Origin of the sequence: Pantoea rwandensis (assembly GCF_000759475.1) — a bacterium.
Classification (GTDB): domain Bacteria; phylum Pseudomonadota; class Gammaproteobacteria; order Enterobacterales; family Enterobacteriaceae; genus Pantoea; species Pantoea rwandensis_B.
Genome location: NZ_CP009454.1, coordinates 1,665,813 through 1,689,531 on the forward strand (window position 1 = coordinate 1,665,813; position 23,719 = coordinate 1,689,531).

Here is a 23,719-nt window from a genome sequence, read left to right on the forward strand (position 1 = left end):
CCATGAAACAGTCTGCACGTTTACTGCTGGTGGATGACGATCCCGGCCTGCTTAAACTGCTTGGCATGCGCTTAAGCAGTGAAGGCTATCAGGTGACCACCGCCGCGAGTGGCCCGGATGCGCTGCGCCAGTTGCAGAAAGAGAAAGTTGATTTGGTGATCAGCGACCTGCGTATGGATGAAATGGACGGGCTGGCGTTATTTGGCGAAATCCAGAAACGCCATGCGGGTTTACCGGTGATCATTCTTACGGCGCACGGCTCGATTCCCGAAGCGGTTTCCGCTACGCAGCAGGGGGTGTTCAGTTTCCTGACGAAGCCAGTGGATCGTGACGCGCTGTACAAAGCCATTGATGAAGCGCTGGCACAGCGCGCGCCAGTCAGCGATGACACCTGGCGTGAGGCCGTGGTAACGCGCAATCCATTGATGCTGCGTTTGCTGGATCAGGCGCACATGGTGGCGCAATCCGACGTTAGCGTGTTGATTAACGGCCAGAGCGGTACTGGCAAAGAGGTGCTGGCTCAGGCGATTCACGCCGCCAGCCCGCGTGCAAACAAGCCGTTTATTGCCATTAACTGTGGGGCGCTACCGGAGCAACTGCTGGAGTCAGAGCTATTTGGTCATGCCAAAGGGGCTTTCACCGGAGCCGTGAGTGCGCGTGAAGGGCTGTTTCAGGCGGCGGAGAGTGGCACGCTGTTTCTTGATGAAATTGGTGATATGCCACAGGCGTTGCAGGTCAAACTACTGCGCGTCTTGCAGGAGCGAAAAGTGCGTCCGCTTGGCAGTAATCGGGATGTCGATATCAACGTGCGCATCATCTCGGCCACGCATCGCGATCTGCCTAAAGCGATGGAGAAAAAGAGTTTCCGCGAGGATCTCTACTATCGCCTCAATGTGGTGAATCTGAAGATTCCGGCGCTGCATGAACGTGCAGAAGATATTCCGCTGCTGGCGAACCATCTGTTGCGCCAGTCGGCCGAACGCCATAAACCCTTTGTGCGCAGCTTCTCTGTGGATGCGATGAAACGTTTAGTGGGGGCCAGCTGGCCTGGCAACGTGCGGCAGCTGGTCAACGTGATTGAGCAGTGTGTCGCGCTGAGCACATCACCCGTGATCAGTGATGCGCTGGTTGAGCAGGCGTTAGCAGGTGAAAATACGGCGCTGCCGACTTTTGTTGAGGCACGTAATCAATTTGAGCTCAACTATCTGCGCAAATTGCTGCAAATGACCAAAGGAAATGTCACCAACGCTGCGCGTCTGGCTGGACGTAACCGTACAGAATTCTATAAGCTGCTGTCACGCCATGAGCTGGACGCCAGTGAATTTAAAGAGTAGCTTGCTGCGGCATATTGATTCATCCATTGACTACCCCAAATAATTTGAGTTGCAGTCAGACGGCAAACGAAAGCATCCCGATGAGCTTACTTCTTCAAGCGATTTGGGGAAAAGAGAGCCGCCAACCCCTCTGCAACTTGAAGCAGGACGGGTATATACTACTTGTTATCCGTCCATCATGGAGGGAGTGAAAAAAGGATCTGTCATGAAAAAGATCGATGCAATTATTAAACCATTCAAACTCGATGATGTGCGCGAAGCGTTGGCTGAAGTGGGCATCACCGGGATGACGGTCAGTGAAGTGAAGGGTTTTGGTCGCCAGAAAGGCCACACTGAGCTGTATCGTGGCGCGGAGTACATGGTCGATTTTCTGCCAAAAGTGAAAATCGAAATGGTGGTCGGTGATGACATCGTCGACACCTGCGTTGAAGCCATTATGAATACCGCGCAGACCGGCAAAATCGGCGACGGCAAAATCTTTGTGTTCGACGTGGCGCGCGTGGTGCGTATCCGTACCGGTGAAGAGGACGAAGAGGCGATCTAAGCCCCTTCGTTAGCCTGTTAAAAAGCCTGCATGATGCAGGCTTTTTTTGTTTACAGCACTTTGTGCGGGCCAAAAACTTCATAATGGATACGATCGGCACTGATACCGGCATCGACCAGCTGCCGCGCGACAAACTGCATAAATGGCAGGGGGCCACAGAGCCAGAACTGGCGGTCGGCCTGATTCAATTGGCTGGAGATGCCTGCGAGATCCATTAATCCCTGCGCATCAAAACGGCCACTGTCCACGCTTTCCGGCTCGCGATACCAGATATGGCTGGCGAAATGTGGCAGGCGAGCACCTATGGCTTGAACTTCATCCGCAAAAGCATGCTGTGTACCGCATTCGGCCGCATGCAACCAGTTAACCGCGCCTGCATACTGTTGCTCGGCCAGGCTGGCTAACATCGCCAGCATTGGGGTTTGGCCGACACCGGCAGAAATCAGCGTGACCGGCGCGGTTCCTGTCGTTTGCAGATAGAAATCACCTGCTGGAGCCGCACATTGCACAATATCACCGACCTTGGCATGGGTGTGCAGCCAACCGGAAACGCTGCCGTGTTCCTCGCGCTTCACGGCGATACGATAGGATTTGCCGTTAGGTAGATGGGTGAGTGAATACTGGCGATGCTGGATATTTTCGCTTCCTTCAGGTCGCAGACTAACGGCCAGATATTGTCCGGGCAGAAAATCAGCGACGGGCTGACCATCGTTAGGTACCAGCTCAAAACTTTTAATCACGGAGCTTTCAGTATTGATGGTGCGAATACGGAAGTCACGCGCGCCACGCCAGCCGCCGACTTTCTCTTCTGAGGCGCAATAAATCGCTTCTTCACGCTGGATAAACACATCCGCCAGCACGCCGTAAGCTTTGCCCCATGCCTGCAAGACGTCATCGCCGGGATTGAGCAACTCTTCGATGGTGGCCAGCAACGTTTCACCGACTACCGCATATTGCGCGGGCTGAATATTCAGGCTGGTGTGCTTCTGCGCAATCTTCTCTACCGCCGGCAGCAGCACTGCCAGATTCTCCAGGTTACTGCCGTAGGCGACAATGGCATTAAACAGCGCCTCACGCTGATTGCCGCTGCGCTGATTATTCATGTTGAAAACGTTCTTCAGTTCCGGGTGTTGCGTTAACAAACGCTGATAGAAGTGGCCAGTGAGTTGCGGGCCAAGCTGAGCAATAGCGGGCAGGGAAGACTTAACGGTAGCGATAGTTTGTGCATCTAGCATGGTGAAGGCCTCGCAGTGATTTTAAACATGTATTTTAAATGCATCTTATGATCGTTCATCTTGCCTGTAAATCCCCCGCTTTGTTTGCGGGTTAAGTGCCGAAGCTGGAAGCTGGCCCACAAACCTGAAAAATATTCCCCTTCAGCGTGAGCAAATATCGTGATTTACAAGCTTGCAAAAATGCGTAAAAAACCCGTTCCAGCGCCGTGCCAATCGTTTGCGTAAAAAGAGGGGATTGGCGCTACCGTCACCTGACAAAACCGTTTACACTGTTGGCCTTCGCCCCTTGCCGGGGCCTAAACTGCCGTTAAAAAAGTTAGCTAGTCAGGAGATGCCGGATGTTAAAGCGTGATATGAACATTGCCGATTATGATGCCGAGTTGTGGCAGGCTATGGAGCAAGAGAAGGTGCGTCAGGAAGAGCACATCGAACTGATTGCTTCTGAAAACTACACCAGCCCACGCGTTATGCAGGCGCAAGGTTCACAGCTCACCAACAAATATGCTGAAGGGTATCCGGGCAAACGCTACTACGGCGGATGTGAATACGTTGATATCGTTGAGCAGCTGGCGATCAATCGCGCGAAAGCGCTGTTTGGCGCAGACTTTGCCAACGTACAGCCGCACTCTGGCTCACAGGCTAACTTCGCGGTTTACACTGCGCTGTTGCAGCCGGGCGACACCATCCTCGGTATGAACCTGGCGCACGGTGGTCACCTGACGCACGGTTCACCAGTGAACCTGTCAGGCAAGCTGTATAACGTCATCCCTTACGGCATCGACGAAACCGGCAAAATCAACTACGACGAACTGGCTGAGCTGGCTAAAACGCATAAGCCAAAAATGATCGTCGGTGGTTTCTCTGCATACTCTGGCGTGTGCGACTGGGCAAAAATGCGCGAAATCGCAGATAGCGTGGGCGCTTACCTGTTCGTTGACATGGCTCACGTTGCCGGTCTGATCGCCGCTGATGTGTACCCGAACCCGGTTCCACATGCGCACATCGTGACCTCAACCACCCACAAGACCCTGGCGGGTCCACGTGGTGGCCTGATTCTGGCGAAAAACGGTGACGAAGACCTGTACAAAAAACTGAACTCTGCGGTATTCCCGGGTGGTCAGGGCGGCCCGCTGATGCACGTGATCGCGGGTAAAGCGGTGGCGTTCAAAGAAGCAATGGAGCCAGAGTTCAAATCTTACCAGCAGCAAGTGGCTAAAAACGCCAAAGCAATGGTTGAGGTTCTGTTGGAGCGTGGCTACAACATCGTTTCAGGCGGGACTTATAACCACCTGTTCCTGATCGATCTGGTGAGCAAAAACCTGACTGGTAAAGAAGCTGATGCCGCGCTGGGCCGTGCTAACATCACTGTGAACAAAAACAGCGTACCTAACGATCCGAAGAGTCCATTTGTGACCTCCGGTGTGCGTATTGGTACTCCAGCGGTTACTCGTCGTGGCTTCAAAGAAGCAGATGTGCGCGAGCTGGCTGGCTGGATCGCTGACGTGCTGGACAACATCAACGACGAAGCGACCATTGAGCGCACCAAGCAGAAGGTACTGGATATCTGTGCGCGTCTGCCTGTGTATGCCTGATTTGGCACCATGTTGATGTGATTAAAAAGGATGGCGCTGGCCATCCTTTTTTATGCACGCGACCCGTGCTGAATAGAGTTGACACACCGCACACACCGCATACACCGCACATGAAGCATTCGCGCAGACCTTGTTATTACGGTGCCTGAGGTATGATTTCCGATGCGAAGCCTGTCGCAGAAAAGACGATTCTCCGACCTTTCATTTCACTTTTGTTCAAGCCTCTGACAAAGTAGCGGCCCAATGGGCTGCGGGCGCAGCTGACATGCCTGTGGGAGGCAAAATGACCATCGGATCGGCCAGATGGCTGGGACTCAGCTACTTCACCTACTTCTTCTGTTACGGCATCTACTTACCTTTCTGGAGCGTCTGGCTCAAAGGCATAGGCCTGGATGCTGAAAAAATCGGCTTACTGCTCGGTTGCGGCATGGTGGCGCGATTTGTCGGTAGCCTGCTAATCGCCTCGCAGGTTAAAAATCCCTCTCAGCTGATTCTGGCGTTGCGGCTGCTGGCATTGATGACGTGCCTGTTTGCGTTAGGTTTCTGGTTTGGCGGCCAATGGTTATGGCTGTTACTGGTCATGGTGGGCTTCAACCTGTTTTTCTCGCCGTTGGTGCCGCTCAGCGATGCGCTGGCAGCGACCTGGACGCAGCAAATTGGCCTGGCTTATGGCCCGGTGCGGCTATGGGGTTCGCTGGCGTTTGTGATTAGCTCTGCGCTGACGGGGATGCTGGTGAGTGCCTGGTCATCACAGGCGATTCTGGCACTGCTGAGTGTGGGCTTGCTGGCAATGCTTAGCGGCATGATGTTAGTTCCTAAAACCCGGCCACAAGGTGATGCGCGGCAGGGGGCAAGCGGCGGTTGGGCGGCGTGGCGCGGTATGCTACGAGAGAACGCGGTCTGGCGTTTTATGTTATGCGTGACGCTAATGCAGGGGGCACATGCAGCTTATTACAGCTTCAGTGCCATCTGGTGGCAGGAAGCAGGCTATTCCGCATCGGTGATTGGCTATCTATGGTCGTTGGGCGTGGTGGCGGAAATCGTCATATTTGCGCTGAGCAATCGTCTGTTTCGCCGTTGGAGTGCCCGTGACCTGTTGCTACTTTCATGCTGTTGCGCGTTAGTGCGCTGGGTGATGCTGGGATCCAGCACCGCGCTGCCGCTGTTAATTGCTGCTCAGATTTTGCATTGTGGCAGCTTCACCGTATGTCACCTGGCGGCAATGCGCTTTATAGCCGCACGTCAGGGCGCCGAAGTGATTCGGTTGCAATCGCTTTATTCTGCACTGGCGATGGGGGGCGGGATTGCAGTGATGACAATGATCAGCGGCGTGCTGTTTACCCATTTACAGGGACATCTGTTCTGGGTGATGGCACTGGTGGCGCTTCCTGCATTGTTCCTGCGTCCGCGCGCCGCTTAAGCTTCCAGCAGTTGACGAATGCGCTGCTGCTGATGATAGCTTAGCGGCAGCTCGGCATGGATCAGTGGGGGGGAGAACAGCGGTAACGATGTGGCGTAAGGTGTGATCACCAGCGCTACGTCACGCGGTGCACCTTCTCGCTGAAAGTGCAGCATATCCTGATAAGTGATGTTGATGGGCAGCAGCGTTATCTCGCGGATTTGCTGCTCCAGTAATTGTTCCATTGCCGCATCCGCGCCGGTCAACAGCAGTACCTGCTTCTCCTGCAGTGCGCTATCCTGCATCAGCCAGGCCCCGAACAACACTGCCACCAGACTGACTTCTTCCGCGCTGAATTCCGTGCCGAAATCAGTGCTGAAGTGGTAGAGCGCGCGTTCGGTGGTGCGCAGTAAACGTGGATAAAGACGCGCCACGTCCAATGCCACACTGTTATCGATCCCAATGGCAAAGTGACTGCGATCCAGCGCTTGCGCCAGATGCGTGAATAATTGCAATTTCAGCTCGTGCTGATTTTTGACGCGAGTCTGCGCCAGCTGTTCAAAACGGGCGATTAACGCTTCTACGGCCAGCATGAGCTGCTGCGCCTGGTGGTCTTCAAGCTGATTCCCATCCGGCGCATGAATCAAACTGAAAAGCAGCGTCCAGAAGTCGGTTTCGCTAACGTCCGGCGCTAAATGGCAGCGTTTCTGCCAGTGGTGAATCACATCATCTGCGGCAACACGCTCGATTTTTGCTGCCAGCCATGCCCGCTGTTTTTCATTAAACAGTGCATTTTGCCGTTGGCACAGCCCGTATTTCATAAAGATTTGCAGGAACAGGCGATCGCGCGGCGTGAAATCGCGGCTCAGTCGCAGGCTACAATGTTGAATTAACGCCTGCAGATTGGTTTCATCCCACAGCGCCTTTTCGATATTGAGGACTTTAAGGCGCTGACGCAGCACGGGAGCAAAATGTTCGCAGACGAAATCCTGCGACAGGCGCAGCGCGCGTCGCAGCCAATGGAGCAGGCAGAGCCGCCTGTCCAGTTCCGTCCCATGTATGCGGAAGCTGCCATCCACCATCTGGTGTAACTCCAGTTGATGGAAGCGCTGTATCTCATCACCGACATCCGCGATATCCTGTCGGGCAACGGCAGGATCAACACCATTTAACTGGCAGAGCTTTTCAAGCGTTAGCGCGGGAGCAGGCAGAAACAGTAGCAATAGCAGATGACAACGACGCTGGGCACGGCTGAAGAGTGGTGCAGATGAAGGTGCAGAACTCATCAATAGTATTATCCGCGGGTCATTTTTGAGCTAAGAATAGCTAACTCCACGCGGTAACCCTGCACTTTGTCGTGACTTTTGCTCAGAGCTTTTAGGCGGGTCACAGTTTTTCTGGACCAGTATAATCTTCACTTGAGAATTGTTACTTTATAACACATGAAAATTGCGCTTATTACTTTTACGCTGTTGTTCAGCGCAGCGGCCTGGTCACATCCGCACAGCTTTATCGATATGAAAACCGAGTTCGTTAGCGACAAAGATCATCTGACGGGGATGAAAATGGTGTGGACAATGGATGAAATCACCTCGGCCGATCTGCTCTACGATGCAGGCAAGGCGAAACCGGGCGATGTGGTATGGAAAAAGCTGGCGGCTCAGGTGATGGCGAACGTATTGGGCCAGCACTATTTCTCTGAAGTCTGGCAGGATAAAACGCGGGTGAAGTTCCTGAATTTACCTAAGGAGTACAATTTGTCGCGCAATGGCAATAAAGCGGTGCTGGAATTCATCGTCCCATTTGGTGAACCCCAGTCGTTGAGCGCAAAACAGTATCGCATTCAGACCTTTGACCCAAGCTACTTTGTTGATATGTATTACGATAACCCACAGGCATTAACCATGGACGACAGCGTCAAAGCACACTGCCAGATTGACCTGCATACCCCTAAACCGGATGACTCGCTCAAGCAATACGCGCTGTCGCTGGATAAAGCCGATGCGCCGCCAGAAGACATGGATCTTGGTCAGCAATTCGCGCAAACGGTAACCCTGACATGTCATTGATTTCACTGCCTTCTCGATCACGCCGTTTGTGGCCGCTGTGGTTGCTGGCCGTAGTGATGCTGGCTGCCGGATTTACCTTGTGGCAGCACTGGTCGCAAATTTTGCTGCAAAGCGTGTTGTGGCAGAAAATCCTGAATCGAGAGATGACCCAACTCCTGCAGCAAGTCGCTGAACAGCCTCAGCAGGCGGGCGTGACCTTGATGCTCTTCAGTCTGGCTTATGGCGTGCTGCACGCATTGGGCCCAGGGCACGGCAAAGTGGTCATCAGCACCTTTCTGGCAACGCATCCCGCGAAGCTGAAAACCAGCATGAAACTGACGTTATTGGCCGCACTCTTACAAGGTGGTGTGGCGATTGGTTTGGTAACAGTGATGCTGGTGGTATTGCAAACCTCATCGCGGCAGATGCATCTCGGCAGTTACTGGCTGGAGAAGGGTAGCTACCTGCTGGTAATGGCATTGGGCGTCTGGGTCGGTTGGCGCGCTTTGCGCGCTCTTTACCAGGGAATGCGCCCTGCGCCGCAAAAAATGCAGATCCGCGCCATTCGCCCGCATCATCAGCATGATGAACATTGCGGTTGCGGTCACGCCCATTTACCCAGTGCGGAACAGATGGAGCAGGCTGTGAGTGGCAAAACTCAGGCGCTGGTGGTGCTATCCATGGGCATGCGTCCCTGTTCTGGTGCCATCATGATGCTGCTGTTTGCCAAGGTGATTGGCGTTTATGCGTGGGGCGTGGCTTCTGCCATTGCGATGGCCATCGGTACCGCCGTGACCGTCTCTGCATTGGGGTTGTTAGTTCAGCGGTCGCGTCGCCTGGCCGAGAGGTTGGGCGCGGCAAACGGCGATTCGCAACGGGCGAAAGTCGTTATGTCTGCACTGGCGTTAACGGGCGGGGTAGTGCTGATGTTAGCGGGGTGGTTACTGTGGCAAAGTGCACAGCCGATGATGAGTAGCGGGTTGCGTCCGTTTTAACGACAAAAAAAAGGCGGATGTGATATCCGCCTTTTTTGTGCTTAGCGCTTCAGCGCTTCGCTCAGTTCTTCACGCATGGTCGCCAGCATGGCTTTCACAACGCGTGGGTTACCTGCAACGATGTTACCTGACATCATGTAACCGTGGTTGCCGGTGAAATCTGTCACCAGGCCGCCCGCTTCGCGCACCAGCAGTTCTCCTGCGGCGAAATCCCATGGCTTCAGGCCGATCTCGAAGAAACCGTCCACTCGGCCAGCGGCCACGTAAGCCAGATCCAGCGCAGCAGAACCGGTGCGACGGAAATCTGCACACTGGGTAAACAGTTTGCCGACGATGTTGATGTAAGGGGTAGCGTGCTGCTTCAGCTTGAACGGGAAGCCGGTCGCGAGGATGGTGCCATCCAGATCGCGCGCGGTGCTGCCACGCAGACGGTAGCCGTTCAGCTGTGCGCCCTGGCCGCGTACAGCGGTGAACAGTTCGTTACGCATTGGATCGTAAACCACAGCCACTTCGGTGCGGCCTTTGATGCGCACTGCGATTGAAACTGAGAAGTGGGGTAAACGTTTAATGAAGTTGGTGGTGCCATCCAGCGGATCGATTACCCATTGAATGTCCTGATCGTCACCCGCCAGTTCACCGCTTTCTTCGGTGATAATGGAGTGCTGCGGGTAGGATTTGCGAATCACTTCGACAATCAGACGTTCTGCGTCGCGGTCAACATTGGTAACGAAGTCGTTGCTGCCTTTCTGGCTGGCTTCGACAGCGTCCGGGGTTTCATAATTCTTGGCAATTAAATTTCCGGCCTTGCGCGCTGCGCGCACGGCGATGTTGAGCATCGGATGCATCGGTATCTCTCGCTGGATGTTAAAGAACGGGTGAAAACGGCGCGGAGTATATCAGGGTGTTCAGCAAATGTCCTGCTTTTATGCTAGGCTACGCGCCATCATTTTCTCACCGCTCACTATTATGCTGCAAAATATCCGAATCGTACTGGTAGAAACCTCGCACACTGGCAACATGGGCTCTGTCGCTCGCGCCATGAAAACCATGGGCTTAACCAATCTTTATCTGGTCAATCCGCTGGTCAAACCTGACTCGCAGGCCATCTCTCTTGCCGCCGGCGCCAGCGATGTGATTGGCGATGCAAAAATCGTGGACACGCTGGACGAAGCGATTGCGGGCTGTAGCCTGGTTGTCGGCACCAGCGCACGTTCCCGTTCGCTGCCCTGGCCGATGCTGGATTCACGTGAATGCGGTATCAAAAGCGTGGAAGAGGGCCAGCAGGCACCAGTGGCTTTAGTCTTTGGTCGTGAACGCGTGGGCCTGACCAACGAAGAGTTGCAGAAGTGCCACTATCACGTCGCCATTCAAGCGAATCCGGAATACAGCTCGCTGAACCTGGCGATGGCAGTGCAGATCATCGCTTATGAAGTGCGTATGGCATGGCTGGAGGCGCAGGAACAGGCCAATCCTCAGCCGCAAGAAGAAGAGTCACCGTATCCGTTAGTGGACGATCTGGAGCGCTTCTATCAACACATCGAGAAGATGATGCTGGACAGCGGCTTTATCCGCGAAGGCACCCCGAGCCAGGTGATGAGTAAACTGCGTCGTCTTTATACTCGCGCGCGCCCGGAACGTGATGAACTTAATATCCTGCGCGGTATGCTGGCTTCGTTCCAAAAGCCTAAAGGTGATAAGGGTAATAGTTGAGTAAAACAGTTGGTTAAATAGTTGAGTAAATTACTTGGTTAAATAGTTGACCGTTTTACTCAGGAATGGCAGACTGGCGTCAATTCATCAGATAGCCCGCCGATACCCGGACGGACGCTTACGAGGTTGTATGCTATGAGACTGACATCCAAAGGACGTTATGCCGTAACCGCTATGCTGGACGTTGCACTGCACTCAAACGAGGGCCCGGTGCCGCTGGCTGATATTTCTGAGCGTCAGGGCATTTCGCTCTCCTATCTGGAGCAGTTATTCTCACGTCTGCGTAAGCACGGTTTAGTGGCCAGCGTTCGTGGTCCGGGCGGTGGTTATCTGTTAGGTAAAGATGCCGGCGCGATTGCGGTTGGCGCGGTGATCACGGCGGTTGACGAATCTGTTGATGCCACCAAATGCCAGGGCAAAGAAGGCTGCCAGGGCGGTGAGCGCTGCCTGACTCACGTCCTGTGGCGTGATCTGAGTGAGCGCATCAGCGAATTCCTCAACAACATTACGCTGGCTGAATTGGTGAACAACCAGGAAATTCTGGATGTGGCTGACCGTCAGAACATGACCGACAACCGTCGCTTCCAGCAGCACCGTATGCAGGAAACCATTAACGTTAATCTGCGTGCTTAATCCCGTCTAAGCCCCAACCCTTGATAATTCGAGGTGCAGGAAAGCGGCAAGCGAATGAATCCCCAGGCGCTTACATCAGTAAGTGACTGGGGGGAATTAGCGCAGCCAACGCACCTGCGGCTTGAGCATGACGGGTTCACACAGCCGGGGCTGAATCGTGCTATAAAGACGTATGATTTTTTATACGGAGTTTTAGCGCAATGAAATTACCGATTTACCTGGATTACGCAGCGACAACGCCTGCCGATCCGCGTGTCGCCACCAAAATGATGCAGTTCCTCACTTTGGATGGCACCTTCGGTAACCCCGCTTCCCGTTCTCACCGTTTTGGCTGGCAGGCTGAAGAAGCCGTTGATGTGGCGCGCAATCAGATTGCTGAGCTGGTCAACGCCGATCCGCGTGAAATCGTTTTTACTTCCGGTGCCACTGAAGCTGACAACCTCGCCATCAAAGGTGCGGCTCAATTCCATCAGGCACGCGGCAAACACGTCATTACCAGTCAAACTGAGCACAAAGCGGTGCTGGATAGCTGTCAGCAACTGGAGCGTGAAGGTTTCGACGTCACTTATCTGCAACCCGGCAGTGATGGCATTATTACGCCTGCAATGCTGGAAGCTGCGCTGCGCGACGATACCGTGCTGGTTTCCCTGATGCATGTGAACAACGAAACCGGCGTGATTCAGGATATTGCTGCGCTCGGCGCCTTGTGCCGAGCGCGTGACATTCTGTTCCATGTTGACGCCACCCAGAGTGTTGGAAAGCTGCCAATTGATGTCGCCGTACTGCCGGTGGATCTGATGTCGTTTTCAGCGCATAAGCTGTACGGCCCAAAAGGCATTGGTGCGCTGTGGGTGCGTCGTAAACCGAAACTGCAGATCGATGCGCAGATGCATGGTGGTGGACACGAGCGCGGGATGCGTTCCGGTACGTTACCGGTGCATCAGATTGTTGGCATGGGCGAAGCGTACCGTATCGCACGTGAAGAGATGAGCAGTGAAATGGCTCGTCTGTCGGCTATGCGCGAACGTCTGTGGCGCGGTATCAGCCGCTTAGAGAATGTGAAGATTAACGGTTCGCTTGAGCAGGGCGCACCGAATATTTTGAACCTCAGTTTTGCTCAGGTTGAGGGTGAATCCTTGATCATGGCGCTGAAAGATCTGGCGCTGTCATCGGGTTCTGCCTGTACCTCGGCCAGTCTCGAACCCTCTTATGTATTGCGCGCCATGGGTGTTGAGCAGGAACTGGCACACAGTTCACTGCGCTTCTCGCTGGGGCGTTTCACCACCGAAGAGGAAATTGACTACGCCATTGAGCTGGTCAATAAAGCGGTCAGCCGTTTACGGGCATTCACGCCCGCCACGTCCCGCTAATTCATGCACTCCCTTGCGCCGGTTCTGGCGCAAGGTGACACCTAACGCAAACGGAGCTACGCGATGACAACACAACCGATGACGATTACGCTCAGCTCCCAGGCCGCCGATGCGCGCTGGGGTGAAAAAGCACTGCTGAGCAGCACTGAAAGTGGCATGACCCTTCACCTGACTGGCGCCGATGCGCTGATGAGCATCCAGCGCGCAGGGCGCAAGCTGGACGGTCAGGGGATCCGCCACGTCGCACTGAGCGGCGAAGAGTGGGATTTGGAAAAATGCTGGGCATTCTGGCAAGGCTATCGCAGCCCGAAAGGCAAACGCCAGGTAGAGTGGCCAGCATTAAGCGAAAACGATCAGACAGAATTTGATCGTCGTCTTAAAATCGTTGACTGGGTACGTGACACCATCAACCTGCCTGCGGAAGACCTCAGCCCGGAACAACTGGCGCACAGCGCGATCGATTTGATCAGCGAAGTGGGCGGTGACGCAGTGAGCTATCGCATCACCAAAGGCGAAGATCTGCGCGAGCAGGGTTATGCGGGTATTCACACCGTGGGCCGTGGTTCAACCCGCGCACCTGTGCTGCTGGCGCTCGACTTCAACCCAAGCGGCGATGAAAATGCGCCGGTATACGCTTGCCTGGTCGGCAAAGGCATTACCTTTGATACCGGTGGTTACAGCCTGAAGCAGAGCGCGTTTATGGATTCGATGAAATCCGACATGGGCGGTGCAGCGACGGTGACTGGCGCGCTGGCGTTGGCGATTTCACGTGGCCTGACCAAACGTGTGAAGCTGTTCCTGTGCTGTGCAGACAACATGGTGAGCGGTAACGCGTTCCGTCTCGGTGACATCATTCGCTATCGCAACGGCAAGACCGTTGAAGTGATGAACACTGATGCGGAAGGACGTCTGGTGCTGGCCGATGGCCTGATTGATGCCAGCGAGCAAAATCCTGAGTTACTGATCGATGCAGCAACTCTGACGGGTGCAGCGAAAACGGCGCTGGGCAACGATTATCACGCCCTGTTTACCTTTGACGATGTCCTGGCGGAATCACTGCTGGGTAGTGCAACCGGTGAAAATGAAGCCTTCTGGCGCCTGCCACTGGCTGAATTCCACCGCAGCCATCTGCCTTCAAACTTTGCCGATTTGAACAACATCGCGAGTCCGGCACATGCAGCCGGTGCCAGCAGTGCGGCGGCGTTCCTTTCTCACTTTGTGAGCAAGTATCAGCAGGGCTGGCTGCACATTGACTGTTCTGCGACTTACCGTAAAAGCGCGGTGGATCAATGGTCAGCCGGTGCAACCGGTCTGGGTGTGCGTACCATCGCCAATCTGTTACTGAAATAAAGCCGCTGCGCATGAGTGCGCCACGCTGCGTCAATATTATCCAGGGTCGCCATTCGTGGCGACCACACAGCGCTAAAGCGGCAAAACTCGTGCATGAGCTTGCCGTTTTTTTGGAACTTGATAAATGAGCAATCGTCTTGAAGAGGTGCTGAAGCTGGCCGCCACCGAGCCTGCGCACCGTCCGGAATTCTTTCAACTGCTGCTGGAATCTGACATTTGGGTGCCAGGTGAAAGTCCTGCAGAGCAGTTCGATGCCACCTCACCTGTGGAATTACAGCATTGGGAAAAAGAGGGCGGCGGCAGTGTTATCCCGTTCTTCACCTCAGAAGAAGCAATGGGGGAAGCGATTAAAGAAGAGCAGCCTTACCTGCGCCTGCCCGCGCGCACGCTGTTCGAAATGACCCTGGGTGAGAGCCTATTCCTCAATCCTAAGCTGCCCGCCGGGAAAGAGTTTTCACCGGGTGAGATTGCCCATTTGATCGGTGAAGAGGGCAGTGCGCTGAGTCAGCAAACGGTACTGGAAGGGGGCTATGCGCTGCTTCTGTCGGAAGTGGCTGAACCACCCGCACAGATGATTGATTCACTGACGCAGCTGTTTGCCAAGTATAAACAGGTACGTCGTGCTTATATTGCCAGCATTCGTGAGAGCGCCACGGAAGAACCCAATTTGCTGATCGGTATCGAAGCGGATAGCAATATCGAGGAGATCATTCAGGCGGCAGGCAGCGTGGCAACCGATACGCTGGCAGATGATGCACCGGTTGATATCTGTGAAGTGGTGAGTGAGGAGAAAGGTGTCAGCCACTTCTTTACCGCGCACATCACGCCTTTTTATGAACGTCGTTGGGGGAGTTTCCTGCGCGACTTCAAAGGCAGTCAGCGGATTATTTAAACATCGCTTGTAGCGGTGCGATATCTTGCGAATCTGTCAGCCAAAATGCGGCTGCAGAAACGCGCGAAAATCGCGCCGCTCCTCTTGATTGCCATGCTCAAAAGTTTGCTCTGCTAGCTCCTCTTGATTGCCATGCTCAAAAGTTTGCTCTGCTAGCTCCTCTTGATTGCCATGCTCAAAAGTTTGCTCTGCTAGCTATCCTTGATTGCCATGCTCAGAAGTTTGCTCTGCTAGCTCCTTTTGATTGCCGTGCTCAAAAGTTTGTTTTGCTAGTTGCCCTTCCTTGCTCTGCTTAGCAGCCCAATCGTCTGGCTAAACATTACTTCTCAATCGGTAAATCGTCACGGCTGCCCCATTCGCCCCATGAGCCGTCATACAGCGTGACGTCACGCACGCCCAGCGACGTTAGCGCCAGAATCACTACCACCGCCGTCACACCCGAACCACAGCTGGCGACAATGGGCTGATCCAGTTTAATACCTGCTTTTTCAAACAAATCGCGCAGTTCAGCCGCTGGTTTCAGTTCGCCGCTTACCACCAGATTGTTCCACGGCATATTCAGGCTATTCGGGATATGTCCGCGCAGTAGACCGGGGCGAGGCTCATCCACTTCCGCATTGAAGCGATTGGCGGCACGGGCATCAACGATTTGTGCGCCGCCTTCATGGCTGATCAACAGCACATCGGTCAGGCGCTTCACCAAACCCTGGTCGTAATGGGCTTCAAATTCGCCTTCCGGCAGATCAACCGGGCCCGAAGCGTTTTCAAAACCTGCCGCTTTCCAGCCCTGCAAACCGCCCGCCAGAATCGACACATTGACGCAGCCAAAGGCGCGCAGCATCCACCATGCACGGGGCGCGGAGAACAGATTGCCCTCGTCATACACCACCAGATGTTTATCCTGATTGACCCCCAGTTCGCGCATCGCCACGGCAAAAGCTTCCGGGCGCGGCATCATATGTGGATATGCGCTGGTGTGATCGGACAAGCCTTCGATATTGAAGAACGGCGCATCCGGTAAATGCCCTGCCAGATATTCCGCCTGAATATCGCGAACCGCTTCCTGACCTGGCGGCAACATGCGCGCATCTAAAACCTGCAACGTTTCATCGGTGTAATGCTCTTTTAACCAATCGGCAGAGACAAACAGGGGAGCTGTCATCGCAACAACCTCTTCTCAATCATCAGAAAACGGAAAGACCCAGTGTCCGGGAATGTGAACGCTATCTCAAGGGTATCGTTGCTAAAGTGAGTAGGTTGATGTGAAATTGCGCAGCACACTACTTTTAACCTTTTGGGGCTGGTGAGGGACTTACCATGGTAAAACGTGTTGATCGACTGCTGCTCAGCGTGCTGTTCGGCGGGATACTTTTAGGCGGCACATTGCTGCCGGTGCAGGCGGTTGATGCGCCAGCGGTACAACGCGCGCCACAAGCGCTTTCCGTTATTGATCTCTCAGAGTTGCAACTGGATGGCGCTGCGGCGTTAGTGTTGACCTTCAACACCGCTATCGATAACAAGCAGGACTTCAACGCGCTAATCCACATCAGCGATGAAAAAAGCGGCAAAGTGGATGGCGGTTGGGAGCTGGCGCAAAACGGCAAGGCGCTGCGCTTCCGTCATCCTGAACCTGCGCGCAAGCTGACCATCTCAATTGATTCAGACCTGAAAGCCGCCGATGGTCGCACCTTAGGCAGCCCTTTCAGCCAGACACTTACCACCCGCGATATCCAGCCGATGGTGGGCTTCGCCAGCCGTGGATCGCTGCTGCCGCTGCGCCTGACGCAGGGATTGCCGGTGCTGGCGCTTAATGTGAACAACATTGATGTTGATTTTTTCCGGGTAAAAAGTGCCGCCCTGGCCGATTTTCTCGCCCAGTGGAATTACGGCAATAATCTGTCGTACTGGGAATCACGCGACCTGCTAAAAAATGCCGATCTGGTCTACAGCGGACGTTTTGATCTCAATCCGGGCCGCAACACGCGTGAGAAGATGCAGTTGCCGCTCGGCGACGTTGATGCGCTTAAACAGCCTGGTGTTTATCTGGCGGTGATGAAACAGGCCGGCACTTATAACTACACTCAACCGGCAACCCTGTTCACGCTCAGTGACATTGGTTTATCACTGCACAGCTTTCCGGATCAACTGGAACTCTTTACGCAAAGTCTCGCCAATGGCGCACCGCTGGAAGATGTTAACGTGCGACTGCTGGACGAGAAAGGCCAGCAGCTGGCGAGTGGCGCCAGTGACAGCAATGGCCATCTGCGCCTGCCAGCTAACGCCAAAGGCAAACTGTTGCTGGTAACGCAGAAAGGGCAAACCTCGCTGATCGATCTCAATCGCCCGGCGCTGGATCTGGCCGAATTCCCGATTGATGGTCCGCAGGGTTACGATAAACAGTTCTTCCTGTTCGGTCCGCGCGATCTCTATCGCCCTGGTGAAACGGTCATCGTTAATGCGCTGCTGCGTGATGCCAATGGCAAGCCGTTGCCGTCACAACCGGTCAAAGCCGAAGTGGTGCAACCCAATGGTGAAGTCACCCAGACCTTCGTATGGCAGCCAGAAAATGGGGTATACCAGCAGCGCTTTGCTCTTCCGGCTTCAGCCATGACCGGTGAATGGACGCTGCGCATCAACAGCGGTGATAACCAGCCGCGCAGCTGGTCGTTCCACGTAGAAGATTTTCTGCCTGAACGCATGGCGCTGGCGCTAAGCAACAGCGCGCAGCCCGTGAAACCTGATGCAGCAGTGACCTTTGATGTTGAGGGTCGTTATCTGTATGGCGCACCGGCCGCCGGCAATGAGTTGCAAGGTCAGCTGTTCCTGCGCCCGGCGCGTGAAGCCGTGGCAGCGCTGCCCGGCTATCAATTTGGCGATATCACTGAAGAACTAAAACGCAGTCTCGATGACGTTGATGACAAGCTGGATGAGAGCGGCAAACTGCAGTTAAACGTGGAAAGCAGCTGGGCAGAAAGTCACTCGCCGCTCAACCTCATCCTGCAAGCCAGCCTGCTGGAAACGGGGGGCCGTCCGGTGACACGCCGCGCGACCCAATCGATCTGGCCCGCGCCCGCGCTGCCGGGGATTCGTCCGCTGTTCAATAGCGAATCGGTGTATGACTATCGCACCGATCGTTATCGTGACGAACCCACCGTACCGGAGAACGGTCTCGCGGAGTTCGATGTGGTGTATGCCAACCCGCAAGGTGAGAAGCTGGCTGCACAGGATCTGGATGTGCGTCTGATTCACGAACGTCGTGACTATTACTGGAGCTTCTCGGACAGCGAAGGTTGGCAGTCACGCTATGACCAAAAGGATCTGCAGGAAGATGAGCAGCGGATCAACATTGCGGCTGGGGGCAGCCAGAAAATCAGCTTCCCGGTGGAGTGGGGTACTTATCGTCTGGAAGTGCATGCGGGTGAGAATATCATTAGCAGCGTGCGCTTTAATGCAGGTTACTGGTGGCAGGACAACACTGATGGCACCGGTGCGTTACGTCCCGATCAGGTCAAACTGAAAATTGATAAAAGCGCCTACCAACCGGGTGATACCGCAAAAGTGCAGGTGGAATCACCGGCTGCCGGTAAAGGCTATCTGATGGTGGAGTCCAGCAGCGGCACGCTGTGGTGGCAGCCGCTCGACGTTCCTGCCGGTGGCACGACCATTGATGTTCCGATTAATGAGAGCTGGAAGCGTCACGATCTCTATCTCAGCGCCATCGTGGTGCGTGACGGCGATAAAGCCAACGGCACCACGCCGAAAAGGGCGGTGGGGCTGCTGCATTTGCCGATGGCGACCGAAGCGCGACGTCTCAATCTGGCGATGGATGCGCCTGAAAAAATCCGCCCTGAGCAGACGATAAAAGTGAAGGTGAAAGCCAGCCGTGAAGGCGGTGAGTTGCCTAAGCAGGTTCAGGTCTTGCTGTCAGCGGTCGACAGTGGCGTGTTGAGCATCACTGATTACCCAACGCCGGATCCGTGGGACGCCTTCTTTGGCCGTAAGCGTTACAACGCCGATCAATATGATGTGTATGGTCAGTTGATCGAAGGCGGCGGCAAGCTGGCGGCACTACGTTTCGGTGGTGATGGCGACGATGCCGATGCATTGTCGCGCGGCGGTAAAAAGCCGGTCACCGATGTGCAGATCGTTGCACAACAACTGCAGCCAGTCACGCTGGATGCCAATGGTGAAGGCACGATCGAACTCCCCATTCCGGCCTTTAATGGCGAGTTACGCTTGATGGCGCAAGTGTGGAGTGCAGACAGCTTCGGCTCAGCAGAACGCAAAATGGTGGTGGCCGCGCCGCTCATCAGTGAACTGGCGACGCCGCGCTTTATGGCCAGCGGTGACCAGTCGACGCTGGCGCTGGATCTCACCAACCTGACCGATCAGCCGCAGACGTTAAAAGTCGATGTAACCACACAGGGGCTGATCGCCCTGAACGGCACTGTCACTTCCAGCGTGCAACTGGCGAAGGGCGCGCGCACGACCTTACCAATCCCGGTTAAAGCGCAGGGTGCCTTTGGTGAGGGGGCAGTGCAGGTCAAGGTCTCAGGTATGAGTCTGCCGGGTGAGACGCTGGCGTCGAGCGAGCGTAAATGGACTATCGGCGTGCGTCCGGCTTATCCCGCCCAAACCCTGAGTTTCGACAACGTGATGCAAACTGGCCAAAGCTGGCAGGTGGTGGCAAGTGCCTTTAACGGCCTGCAAAAGGATACGCTGGCGGGACAGTTGTCGCTGAGTAATCGTCCACCTCTGAATATCGCCAGCTTTATCAGCCAGCTGTATGCCTATCCTTATGGCTGTCTGGAGCAGACCGCCAGTGGCATCTGGCCATCGGTGTTCACCAACAAAGCGCAGCTGGATGCGCTGGGTATCAAAACCAGCAACGATGAGGCTCGCCGGGCATCGATTGCCACGGGTATTGCGCGCCTGGCGGGTATGCAGCGCGGCAATGGCAGCTTTGGTTTGTGGAGTAAAGAGAGTCAGGAAGAGTTCTGGCTGACAGCTTACGTCACCGATTTCCTGCTGCGTGCTAACGAAGCCGGTTACAGCGTGCCGGAAGGGGTAATCGGCCGTGCCGATGAGCGCTTGCTACGTTATCTGCAGGATCCGGCGCAAATCGAAACCAGCTGGAGCAGCGATGCCGATGGATTGCGCTTCAGTGTGCAGGCTTATGCGGGTCTGGTTTTGGCACGTCAGCAGCAGGCGCCGCTCGGTGCGTTGCGTGCGCTGTATGAAAAGCGTGAGCAGGCGAAGTCTGGCCTGGCGCTGGTGCAGTTGGGAGTGGCGCTGAAGCTCATGGGCGATCAGCAGCGTGCGCAGTCAGCGCTGGCGCAGGGCATCGGGCTTGAGCGCAAACCCAACAACTGGTTAGGCGATTACGGCAGCCCGGTGCGTGACCGTGCGCTGATTCTCGCACTCCTCACAGAAAATCAGTTGCTGCCCGATATGCAGGGGCTGCTGTTGATTGATTTGGCAAAAGCGGTACATGGGCAGCGCTGGTTCTCCACCCAGGAAAACAATGCGCTGTTCCTCGCTGCACGTACCTTGCAGCAGCACAAAGGTGAACAATGGCAGGCCACGCTTCAGGGAAGAGGCGAGCCGCTGAGCAGCAATCAGACGCTCAATATGGGCATCAGCGAAGATCAGCTGCGACAGGGCTTGCTGGTGAAGAGCGACAATGCCTCACCGCTGTACGGCATGCTCAATGTCGTGGGCTATCCGCAAACGGCACCGTCGCCGATCAGCAACGTGCTGAAGATCACCCGTGAGTATTTCACCCTGGACGGTAAGCCTGCCGACCTCACCAACCTGAAAAGTGGTGAATTGCTGGTGGTGCGATTGAAAGTGGCGGCCAGCGAGCGGGTCAGTGATGCGCTGGTGGTGGATCTGCTGCCTGCAGGGCTGGAACTGGAAAACCAGAACCTGAGCGACAGCAGCGCCAGCCTGGGCGACAGTGCTGATGCGCTGAAGGAGAGCATGATGGATATGCAGCAGGCCAACATCAAACACATCGAGTTCCGCGATGATCGCTTTGTCGCCGCACTGGCGCTGGATGGCTACACGCCGGGCACGCTACTGTATCTGGCGCGAGCCGTGACGCCGGGAAGCTATCGCCTGCCGCCACCGCAGGTTGAGTCGATGTATGTGCCAGAGTGGCGCGCGATTGGCACCACGCCGGAAAAATTAAATGTGCGCTAAGCGGTAATGAAAAAAGGTTACGCACGGAAGCGGTGGCGCTGGCTGCCGCTTTTTTTACTGCTGATGCTCGTCGGTATAGGGCTACTGGATCGACTCGATCCCCTGCCGCTGCAGGAAGTGCAACCTGCACGCGTGGTGGTCGCTGAGGATGGCACGCCGCTATGGCGTTTTGCCGACAAGCAAGGCATCTGGCGCTATCCGGTGACGCTTGAAGAGGTTTCGCCCGAGTATATTCAGGCGCTGCTGACTTACGAAGACCGCTGGTTCTGGCACCATCCCGGTATCAATCCGATAGCGATTGTGCGCGCCATCGGGCAAAACCTGCTGCATCACGGCATCGTCTCAGGTGGCAGTACGCTGACCATGCAGGTAGCGCGGTTAATCGATCCACAACCGCGTACGCTGCGTGGCAAGGTGGTGCAGGCCTGGCGAGCGCTACAGCTGGAGTGGCACTTATCCAAGCGCGACATTCTCACACTCTATCTCAATCGTGCGCCGTTTGGCGGCACGGTGGAAGGCATTGGCGCAGCAAGCTGGATGTGGCTGGGTAAGCCGCCGTCTCAGCTCACCAAAGGTGAAGCCGCGTTGCTCGCCGTGCTGCCACAGGCACCGAGCCGTCTGCGCCCGGACCGCTGGCCGCAACGTGCGGAAGCGGCACGCAATAAAGTGCTGGATCGACTGGCAGAGTATCAGGTGTGGTCAGCGCAGGATGTAGCGGAGATCAAACAGGAAGCGGTGTGGCTACCGCCGCGTCAGGTTCCGCAAATGGCACCGTTGCTGGCGCGTCGCCTGTTGTCGCTCTCACCCGACAACAAAATTCGTTCGACTATTGATGTGTCGCTGCAGCGCGAGCTGGAAAGTCTGGCGTCATCGCTAAAAAACCAGCTGCCACCGCGCACCTCGCTGGCGTTGCTGGTGGTGGATCACCGCAGCATGAAAGTGCGCGGCTATGTTGGCTCAGTGTCCTTCAATGACGACAGTCGCTTTGGGCATGTCGATATGATCTCCAGCGTGCGATCCCCCGGATCGGTGTTGAAACCTTTTGTTTACGGCATGGCGCTGGATGAGGGGCTGATCCACGGTGAATCACTGCTGCAGGATGTGCCACGCCGTTTTGGTGATTATCGTCCCGGTAATTTTGACGCCGGTTTTCACGGCCCGGTAAGTGCCAGCGAGGCGCTGGAGCGTTCACTGAATTTACCTGCAGTCCAACTTCTGGACGCGCTTGGCCCGAAAACGGTGGCGGCGCGTCTGCGTAACGTTGGATTGAATCTGCGCTTTCCGGCAGGGGCCGAACCCAATCTTTCACTGGTGCTCGGCGGCACGGGTGCGCGGCTGGATGAGATTGTCGCGGCATATAGCGCTTTTGCCCGTCAGGGGAGTACCGCGCAGTTGCGCTGGCTGCCCAATCAGCCATTGCTAGAGCGGCCACTGCTTTCGCCGGGCGCAGCCTGGATTGTGCGGCGCATTCTGGCTGGAGAAGCTCAGCCATCGGGCGCCGTTCCGGATATTGCACCGCTGGCCTGGAAAACCGGCACCAGTTATGGCTACCGCGATGCGTGGACGATTGGCATTACGCCCCGCTATTTAATCGGCGTGTGGGTTGGCAGACCGGATGCCACACCGGTTGCCGGTCAGTTTGGTTTTGCCTCTGCGGTACCGGTGATGAACCAGGTCAATAATCTGCTGGCGGGGCATATGTCAGTGCGCGGTGCGCCGCGCGATCCGCGGCCGGATTCAGTCAGCGCCATGAGCATTTGCTGGCCCGGAGGCCAACCCTTGCCAGTGGGTGACGATAACTGTCGCCAGCGTCGCCAGAGCTGGATACTGAACCGAACTGTGCCACCCACACTGCTGGCACCCGGTCAGGAAGGTGTGAATGGTTTACGTCAACGTTATTGGGTCAACCTTCAGGGCTTACGTGTGGCGGCAGATTGCCCCGGCGCACAGAGCCAGGAGAGTCTGATGTGGCCACTGCCGCTGGAACCCTGGCTGCCGCTGTCTGAGCGCCGCGAGCAGCGCCTGCCGCCGGTCGATTCTCGCTGCCCACCCTTAAATCAGGGCAGCGCGCCACCGCTCTTAATCACCGGCGTGATTCAGGGGCAACGCGTGCAGCCGTTGCCGGGCAAAGTGGTCTTGGTGCTGCCGGTTGCCGTACAGGGCGGAAGGGGATCGCAGCGCTGGTGGTTTTTGAACGGGCAGCCGGTCGAACAGCAAGCGGGGCAAAACAGTGCGGCGCTGGTCCTCAGTGAACCGGGCCAGTATCAACTGGTGGTCATGGATGAAGCGGGTCAACTGGCATCCGTCTCATTTATTCGGGGTTAAATAGCCGCGTATGCCAGATTCTGCGCGTGTTCGCCCCGACAAAAATCAATTATTTTCGATAATTCCACCAATCGGCAATAGGCAACGC

General features: G+C 55.5%; 17 protein-coding genes. 13 read left to right on the forward strand and 4 right to left on the reverse strand.

Features of this window, described 5'->3' with window-relative positions; all coding sequences use genetic code 11:
- The first annotated feature begins 2 nt into the window (after positions 1–2).
- Positions 3–1,334 carry a two-component system response regulator GlrR gene (gene glrR / locus LH22_RS07615; RefSeq protein WP_038645380.1) on the forward strand — a complete coding sequence of 444 codons (1,332 nt, stop codon included), beginning with the start codon at positions 3–5 and terminating at the stop codon, positions 1,332–1,334.
- Between the two features lie 205 nt (positions 1,335–1,539).
- Positions 1,540–1,878, forward strand: a complete 339-nt coding sequence (gene glnB / locus LH22_RS07620; protein WP_034825643.1) for a nitrogen regulatory protein P-II — start codon at positions 1,540–1,542, stop codon at positions 1,876–1,878.
- 50 nt (positions 1,879–1,928) lie between these two features.
- Here glnB and hmpA read toward each other — a convergent pair whose 3' ends face one another.
- Positions 1,929–3,113, reverse strand: coding sequence for an NO-inducible flavohemoprotein (gene hmpA / locus LH22_RS07625; RefSeq protein ID WP_038645382.1), 1,185 nt, complete (start codon positions 3,111–3,113; stop codon positions 1,929–1,931).
- A gap of 338 nt (positions 3,114–3,451) precedes the next feature.
- Between hmpA and glyA the strand changes: the two genes are divergently transcribed.
- Positions 3,452–4,705, forward strand: a complete 1,254-nt coding sequence (gene glyA, locus LH22_RS07630; RefSeq protein ID WP_038645384.1) for a serine hydroxymethyltransferase — start codon at positions 3,452–3,454, stop codon at positions 4,703–4,705.
- 283 nt (positions 4,706–4,988) lie between these two features.
- Positions 4,989–6,125, forward strand: coding sequence for a 3-phenylpropionate MFS transporter (locus LH22_RS07635; RefSeq protein WP_038649952.1), 1,137 nt, complete (start codon positions 4,989–4,991; stop codon positions 6,123–6,125).
- Here LH22_RS07635 and csiE read toward each other — a convergent pair.
- On the reverse strand, positions 6,122–7,390 hold the full coding sequence (gene csiE / locus LH22_RS07640) for a stationary phase inducible protein CsiE (protein WP_038645386.1): 1,269 nt from the start codon (positions 7,388–7,390) through the stop codon (positions 6,122–6,124). The genes LH22_RS07635 and csiE overlap by 4 nt on opposite strands.
- Positions 7,391–7,546: 156 nt before the next feature.
- On the opposite strand from csiE, the gene LH22_RS07645 reads away from it, so the two are divergent.
- Positions 7,547–8,173, forward strand: coding sequence for a DUF1007 family protein (locus LH22_RS07645; protein WP_038645388.1), 627 nt, complete (start codon positions 7,547–7,549; stop codon positions 8,171–8,173).
- Positions 8,164–9,147 carry a nickel/cobalt transporter gene (locus LH22_RS07650; protein WP_038645390.1) on the forward strand — a complete coding sequence of 328 codons (984 nt, stop codon included), beginning with the start codon at positions 8,164–8,166 and terminating at the stop codon, positions 9,145–9,147. The genes LH22_RS07645 and LH22_RS07650 overlap by 10 nt, the downstream gene beginning before the upstream one ends.
- A 41-nt stretch (positions 9,148–9,188) precedes the next feature.
- Here the strand turns inward: LH22_RS07650 and suhB are convergent, their stop codons facing one another.
- Complete coding sequence (suhB, locus tag LH22_RS07655; protein ID WP_034825653.1) at positions 9,189–9,992, reverse strand: inositol-1-monophosphatase; 804 nt, start codon at positions 9,990–9,992, stop codon at positions 9,189–9,191.
- Positions 9,993–10,113: 121 nt separating this feature from the next.
- On the opposite strand from suhB, the gene trmJ reads away from it, so the two are divergent.
- The 5 genes from trmJ (at position 10,114) to sseB (ending at position 15,102) form a co-directional block, all read left to right on the forward strand.
- Positions 10,114–10,857 carry a tRNA (cytosine(32)/uridine(32)-2'-O)-methyltransferase TrmJ gene (gene trmJ, locus LH22_RS07660; protein ID WP_038649961.1) on the forward strand — a complete coding sequence of 248 codons (744 nt, stop codon included), beginning with the start codon at positions 10,114–10,116 and terminating at the stop codon, positions 10,855–10,857.
- A gap of 135 nt (positions 10,858–10,992) precedes the next feature.
- On the forward strand, positions 10,993–11,490 hold the full coding sequence (gene iscR, locus LH22_RS07665; RefSeq protein ID WP_038645393.1) for a Fe-S cluster assembly transcriptional regulator IscR: 498 nt from the start codon (positions 10,993–10,995) through the stop codon (positions 11,488–11,490).
- A gap of 200 nt (positions 11,491–11,690) precedes the next feature.
- Entirely contained in the window at positions 11,691–12,860 is a 1,170-nt protein-coding gene (locus LH22_RS07670) for an IscS subfamily cysteine desulfurase (protein WP_038645395.1), read from the forward strand.
- A 63-nt stretch (positions 12,861–12,923) separates the two neighbouring features.
- Entirely contained in the window at positions 12,924–14,210 is a 1,287-nt protein-coding gene (gene pepB, locus LH22_RS07675) for an aminopeptidase PepB (protein ID WP_038645398.1), read from the forward strand.
- Positions 14,211–14,334: 124 nt separating this feature from the next.
- Complete coding sequence (sseB, locus tag LH22_RS07680) at positions 14,335–15,102, forward strand: enhanced serine sensitivity protein SseB (protein WP_038645401.1); 768 nt, start codon at positions 14,335–14,337, stop codon at positions 15,100–15,102.
- A 319-nt stretch (positions 15,103–15,421) separates the two neighbouring features.
- On the opposite strand, the gene sseA is transcribed toward sseB, so the two are convergent.
- On the reverse strand, positions 15,422–16,264 hold the full coding sequence (sseA, locus tag LH22_RS07685; RefSeq protein WP_038645402.1) for a 3-mercaptopyruvate sulfurtransferase: 843 nt from the start codon (positions 16,262–16,264) through the stop codon (positions 15,422–15,424).
- A gap of 155 nt (positions 16,265–16,419) precedes the next feature.
- Here sseA and LH22_RS07690 point away from each other — a divergent pair, with 155 nt between their 5' ends.
- A complete protein-coding gene (locus LH22_RS07690; RefSeq protein ID WP_038645405.1) occupies positions 16,420–21,306 on the forward strand; it encodes an alpha-2-macroglobulin family protein in 4,887 nt (1,628 codons plus the stop codon).
- Between the two features lie 6 nt (positions 21,307–21,312).
- The gene (gene pbpC, locus LH22_RS07695; RefSeq protein ID WP_038645407.1) at positions 21,313–23,631 is read left to right on the forward strand and encodes a peptidoglycan glycosyltransferase PbpC; all 2,319 of its coding nucleotides are present in this window, start codon (positions 21,313–21,315) and stop codon (positions 23,629–23,631) included.
- Positions 23,632–23,719: the final 88 nt, after the last annotated feature.